A 4,989-nucleotide genomic window follows, 5' to 3' on the forward strand; every position below is an offset into this window, starting at 1 on the left:
GGCCAGGGGCTCCCCGTGCGGCCGGCCGCCCGGCGCCGTCGCCCCGGCCCCGAGGATGCGCCCGGTCCGGGGCTCGACGACGACGGCGCCCACCGACGGGTTCGGCCAGGTGGTCCCGAGACCCCGCCGCCCCAGCGCCAGGGCGAGGCGCATGAAGGGGGCATCGTCGCTCATGGGCGCCCGGCGCGGTGTCGGCCCGGGGCCGCCCCGGGCTCCGGCTCGGCCCCGGGCGGCAGGGTGCCGTCGCCCAGCGTGCCGAGCAGCGCCTCGAAATCCTTGGCCTCACGGAAATTCTTGTAGACCGAGGCGAAGCGCACGTAGGCGACGTCGTCGAGACCCTTCAGCCCCGCCATCACCAGCTCGCCGATCGCCTCGGAGGTCACCTCCGGCTCGCCCGCGCTCTCGAGCTGCCGGGTGATGCCGCTGACCAGCCGCTCGATCCGCTCCGGCTCGACGGTGCGCTTGCGCAGGGCCACGTCGATGGAGCGCTGGAGCTTGTCGCGGTCGAAGGGCACGCGCTTGCCCGAGCGCTTGAGCACCACGACCTCGCGGAGCTGCACCCGCTCGAAGGTGGTGAACCGGCCGGCGCAATCCGGGCAGACCCGACGGCGCCGGATCGCGGCGCCGTCCTCGGAGGGCCGCGAGTCCTTCACCTGGGTCTCGGAGCCGCCGCAATAGGGACAGCGCATGGGTCTGGCACTCGGGCATGGAAACGGCCGCGGACCGATCGGATCCGCGGCCGTGTCCTAATCCACTCGGGGCCGGCTCGGAAGGCCGGCTCCGCTCGGGCCTCAGCCGTAGATCGGGAACCGGTCCGTCAGCGCGTGGACGCGGCGCTTGACATCGGCCTCGACTGCGCTGTCACCCGCCTCGCCCTTGGCGGCGAGCCCGTCCAGCACCTCGACGATGAATCCGCCGATCTGCTTGAACTCGGCGACCCCGAAGCCGCGGGAGGTGCCGGCCGGGGTGCCGAGCCGGATGCCGGAGGTGATGGTCGGCTTCTGCGTGTCGAAGGGCACGCCGTTCTTGTTGCAGGTGATGTGCGCCCGCGACAGCGCGGCTTCCGCCGCCTTGCCGGTCAGGCCCTTCCGCTGGAGGTCGACCAGCATCAGGTGGTTGTCGGTGCCGCCCGAGGTGATGTCGTAGCCGCCCGAGATCAGCGTGTCGGCGAGCGCCTTGGCGTTCTCCACCACCTGGCGGGCGTAGATCTTGAACTCGGGCTTCAGCGCCTCGCCGAAGGCCACGGCCTTGCCGGCGATGACGTGCATCAGCGGGCCGCCCTGGATGCCGGGGAAGATCGCCGAGTTGAACTTCTTGGCCAGCGCCTCGTCGTTCGTCAGGATCATGCCGCCGCGCGGGCCGCGGAGCGTCTTGTGGGTCGTCGTGGTGGCGACGTGGGCGTGGGGGAACGGCGACGGATGCACGCCGGCCGCGACCAGGCCCGCGAAATGGGCCATGTCGACCATGAAGTAGGCGCCCACCGAGTCGGCGATCTCACGGAACTTGGCGAAGTCCCAGTGGCGCGGGTAGCCCGAACCGCCGGCGATGATCACCTTCGGCTTGTGCTCCTGCGCGAGGGCGGCGACCTGCTCCATGTCGATGCGCTGGTCCTCGCGGCGCACCGTGTAGGAGACCGGCTTGAACCACTTGCCCGAGACGTTCGGCGGGGCGCCGTGGGTGAGGTGGCCGCCGGCGGCGAGGTCGAGGCCCAGGAATGTGTCGCCGGGCTGCATCAGCGCCAGGAACACGCCCTGGTTGGCCTGCGAGCCGGAATTCGGCTGCACGTTGGCGAAGCCGCAATCGAACAGACGCTTGGCGCGCTCGATGGCGAGGTCCTCGGCGATGTCGACGAACTGGCAGCCGCCGTAGTAGCGCCGGCCCGGATAGCCTTCCGCGTACTTGTTGGTCAGCACCGAGCCCTGGGCCTCCAGCACGGCGCGGGAGACGATGTTCTCCGAGGCGATCAGCTCGATCTCGTGCTGCTGACGGCCGAGTTCCTTGGCCACCGCCTCGGCGATCTCGGGATCGACCTCGGTCAGCGGAGCGGCGAAGAAGCTGTTGGAGAAATGCTTGTCGGCGGCGGTACCGGCGCTCATGGTCTGCCTCTGTTCTGGTAGGGGCGATGCCCGGCCTTTCGTCGGCGTGCACGGGCGGGCGTTCGAGCGTCGATTCCTACACGCGCCGAACCCTCAGGCCAAGCACAGGCAATTTGGATGCGCGCAAAGAATAATTTGCCGCACGGGCGCCGCGCCGCCGACCGGCGGTTGCTAGGTCCATGTTCCTATTAAACCTCTAATATTCTTGACAAAAGGAAAACGTTCATGGAATGAAACATGAACACAGGCGAGGCGTGGTCATGCAAAGTGACGGACGTGATCGGGTGCTAGATTGCCGCACCGCATGGCTTCGACTCAGTCTTGCATTCATCACCCTGCGTCTTCTCGAGATCAAAGCGGGGTTTCGTCATGATCAGCCGAGAGACAGTGCCGGCCGATGGTCGGGCGGAGGCGGATCGTTCGTCGTCACGCGAAAGGACAGGACGGGCGATTCTCGGATTGATGCCAAGACCGATGAGATCCTTGATGTCCTGAAGGAAGTCGTCGAGAGCACCGGGCCGGGAGAAGGGTTCCTCTACGGAATTCAGATCCACGCGACGCTCGCGGCCCGCCTGCGCGAGCTGGATCTTCCCGGGATCGGCCGGCACGGCGTCGAGCAGAGCTTCGTCGCGGGAGACATCGTCCGCCACGGCTTGTCGGGCAGCATCCGGACGGATGTTCTTCTCCGGGATGGCTGAACCAGCGCGGCGCCGATCCGGGCGATCTGGGACATCAAGACCGGTGAAATGGGCCTGTCGCCGCGCCGTATCCGTGCCTTGCGGGCCGGCGTAGGTGTCGACGACCGCGTCCCCGTCATCGAGATCCATCTCCTCCGCGGCATTTCCGTCAAGAGCCGCGTCTCTGTCGCCGTCACAACGGGAGTCTTGGTCGCATGAGTATGGAAGCGTACGCCCTGTGTCCGCGACCGCTTGCCAGCGTATCGGAATGGCAGACCGGCCTGGACGCGCTCGGTTTCGATCTTCAACTGCGCGGTGGGGCGATTCCGCCGGCCTCGTCGGGGCATCTGCCGGCCACGCGGCGGGGCCGGGCCTCGGGCTTCGAGTGCTCGAGCATGCCGCTCTCGGAATTGAAGGACACTTATCCGGAGACCGACTTCGACGGCTCTTGGCCGTGCGTGTACGCGTTCTACTTCGGCACCATCGCGGAATCGATCGGCGCCCTGATGGCGGTCACGGCCTGCGTGAAACTGGTCGGCGGGCTCGCCTTCTATCCGGAGGACGGTCGCTTGATGACGGCCGATCAGGCCGTCCAGTACGCGCGCGAGATGCTGCCCAAGGCTGAGGAACTCGAGCGGCAGCGCGGCCCCGGACCGGAATGATCCGGGATCATCCTCAGCGCCAGGCCTGACCCGGTCGAAGAACCTCGGCGAGGCCGGAGAACCTCGGCAGGGCCATCCAAGGCCGCCGGATCCATCTCAGACCACCGTCAAGAGGTTCGTCTCGATCAGCACCGTCTCGGTCTCGAAGGCGGCCGCATGCCACGCCCCGGCCGGGAAGTGGAACACGCTGCCGGCCGAGAACGCCTTGCGCCCCTGCTCGGTCTCCAGGATCCCGGAGCCCGAGACGACCTGCACGAACTGCTCGTGCTCGTGGCTGTGGGCCGGCGCAGAGATCCCCGCCGGGACCACGACGCGCACGAGACTGACGCCGGAGCCCGGGATCGTGCGCTTGGCGACGCCGTTGCCGCCGACGCTCTCGGCGCGGTCGTCCCAGGCAGTCAGGTGGTCGCTCATCGGCAGGTCTCCTCGCCGCGAGGGTGCCGCTTCGGTCCGCCGGGTCAACGCCCACCCGGATCCTATCCCTGCGTCAACCGGTCCCGCCGGGCGGCCGACCGCGCCGGCTCCTTGCCGCCGTGGACTCGGCCGCCGGGGATTGGGCCGGCGCCGGATCCGGACGCGCCGGCGCCTCCGTCCGCCCGCCGCCCGCGGGCGGCGCGCCGGAGGTGGGCCAGAAGGTCTCGAACAACTCCTGCATCGCCCGGATGTTGTTGCCCTGAACCTCGGCCCCGGTGCGCATCATCTGCTGGAACATGTCGGAGCCCGCTTCGCCCGCGGCGGCCTGCGACGCCTTTGCGGCCTGCGGCGCCTTGGGGGCCGGCCTCGCCGCCGGGGCGGGGGGCGCGGCCGCGGGCAGGAAGGCCTTGGCCATCTCGGCCCAGGCCGGGCCGAACGGGAACGGCACCGGCGGCGGCGGCGCGCTCGGTCGTGCCTGCGCGGTCTCGGCCTGCGGCTGGTTCAGCATGACATGGACGATGCTCGCCACCACCGCGCCCGCCATCATCGGCAGCATCTGGCGCAGCACCTGCGCGCCGACGCCGCTCGTGGCGGAGGCCTGCCGCAGCACCGCCTGCATCAGCTGGGCCGAGCCGAACATCTGGCCCAGGGCATCGAATCCCTGCGGCGCCGTGGGCCGGGCCGCCTCCAGCCCGAACATCCGGCCGAAGCCGGTCGGATCCATGCCGACACTGCGCTGGAGCCCCAGGGTCAGGGCCGGCATCAGCGCCTCGAAGGCGCGGGCGGTCTGCTCGGTCGTCAGACCGAATTGCTGGGCCATGGTCTGGAGCCCGGCCTCGCCCTGGGCCTGAAACATCTCGAGCGGGTTGAACATGACGCCTCGATCCTGTCCCCGTCGGACCGGCCGGGACAGGGCATCGTGATCCTTTGCGCAGGGAAATACCAGTTCTTACCCGCGGAACCTGTGTCCGGCGCCCGCATCGGGGCCGGCGGGCCGCGCCGGCGCGACCGCGGACTCAGTTCAGCGGCTCGGGATGGGCGTGGCTCGCCGGCAGGGACGGCGCCGGCTGGGTCACGTCCGCGGCTCCCGGGGACGCACGGCCCCGGGGGCCGGCCCCCTCCAGCCGGTCGACCGTACGG

6 protein-coding genes and 1 pseudogene are annotated in these 4,989 nt (G+C 69.8%); 1 reads left to right on the forward strand and 6 read right to left on the reverse strand.

Going from position 1 to position 4,989, the window contains the following annotated elements:
- The 4 genes and pseudogenes from AC1DXK_RS30045 to AC1DXK_RS30060 form a co-directional block, all read right to left on the reverse strand.
- Positions 1–174: pseudogene (locus tag AC1DXK_RS30045) on the reverse strand (bifunctional diaminohydroxyphosphoribosylaminopyrimidine deaminase/5-amino-6-(5-phosphoribosylamino)uracil reductase RibD); the annotation flags it as partial.
- A complete protein-coding gene (gene nrdR / locus AC1DXK_RS30050) occupies positions 171–689 on the reverse strand; it encodes a transcriptional regulator NrdR (RefSeq protein ID WP_457107099.1) in 519 nt (172 codons plus the stop codon). The pseudogene AC1DXK_RS30045 and the gene nrdR, both read right to left, overlap by 4 nt.
- 102 nt (positions 690–791) lie before the next feature.
- Positions 792–2,096: a serine hydroxymethyltransferase gene (glyA, locus tag AC1DXK_RS30055; RefSeq protein WP_457107100.1), complete on the reverse strand. Its 1,305-nt coding sequence runs from the start codon at positions 2,094–2,096 to the stop codon at positions 792–794.
- Positions 2,097–2,383: 287 nt separating this feature from the next.
- Positions 2,384–2,923 (reverse strand): hypothetical protein, encoded by a 540-nt coding sequence (locus tag AC1DXK_RS30060; RefSeq protein ID WP_477299642.1) that lies wholly within the window; start codon positions 2,921–2,923, stop codon positions 2,384–2,386.
- A gap of 71 nt (positions 2,924–2,994) precedes the next feature.
- On the opposite strand from AC1DXK_RS30060, the gene AC1DXK_RS30065 reads away from it, so the two are divergent.
- Positions 2,995–3,435 carry a hypothetical protein gene (locus AC1DXK_RS30065; RefSeq protein ID WP_457107102.1) on the forward strand — a complete coding sequence of 147 codons (441 nt, stop codon included), beginning with the start codon at positions 2,995–2,997 and terminating at the stop codon, positions 3,433–3,435.
- Positions 3,436–3,531: 96 nt separating this feature from the next.
- Here the strand turns inward: AC1DXK_RS30065 and AC1DXK_RS30070 are convergent, their stop codons facing one another.
- Positions 3,532–3,849, reverse strand: a complete 318-nt coding sequence (locus AC1DXK_RS30070; RefSeq protein ID WP_457107103.1) for a cupin domain-containing protein — start codon at positions 3,847–3,849, stop codon at positions 3,532–3,534.
- Positions 3,850–3,922: 73 nt separating this feature from the next.
- Entirely contained in the window at positions 3,923–4,723 is an 801-nt protein-coding gene (locus AC1DXK_RS30075) for a DUF937 domain-containing protein (RefSeq protein ID WP_457107104.1), read from the reverse strand.
- Positions 4,724–4,989 lie beyond the last annotated feature (266 nt).

This window comes from Methylobacterium sp. P3_A11 (assembly GCF_056403155.1).

Coding starts and splice junctions, on each gene's coding strand:
- nrdR (WP_457107099.1), bottom strand. CDS start 689: ATGCGCTGTCCCTATTGCGGCGGCTCCGAGACCCAGGTGAAGGACTCG.
- glyA (WP_457107100.1), bottom strand. CDS start 2,096: ATGAGCGCCGGTACCGCCGCCGACAAGCATTTCTCCAACAGCTTCTTC.
- AC1DXK_RS30060 (WP_477299642.1), bottom strand. CDS start 2,923: ATGGATCTCGATGACGGGGACGCGGTCGTCGACACCTACGCCGGCCCG.
- AC1DXK_RS30065 (WP_457107102.1), top strand. CDS start 2,995: ATGGAAGCGTACGCCCTGTGTCCGCGACCGCTTGCCAGCGTATCGGAA.
- AC1DXK_RS30070 (WP_457107103.1), bottom strand. CDS start 3,849: ATGAGCGACCACCTGACTGCCTGGGACGACCGCGCCGAGAGCGTCGGC.
- AC1DXK_RS30075 (WP_457107104.1), bottom strand. CDS start 4,723: ATGTTCAACCCGCTCGAGATGTTTCAGGCCCAGGGCGAGGCCGGGCTC.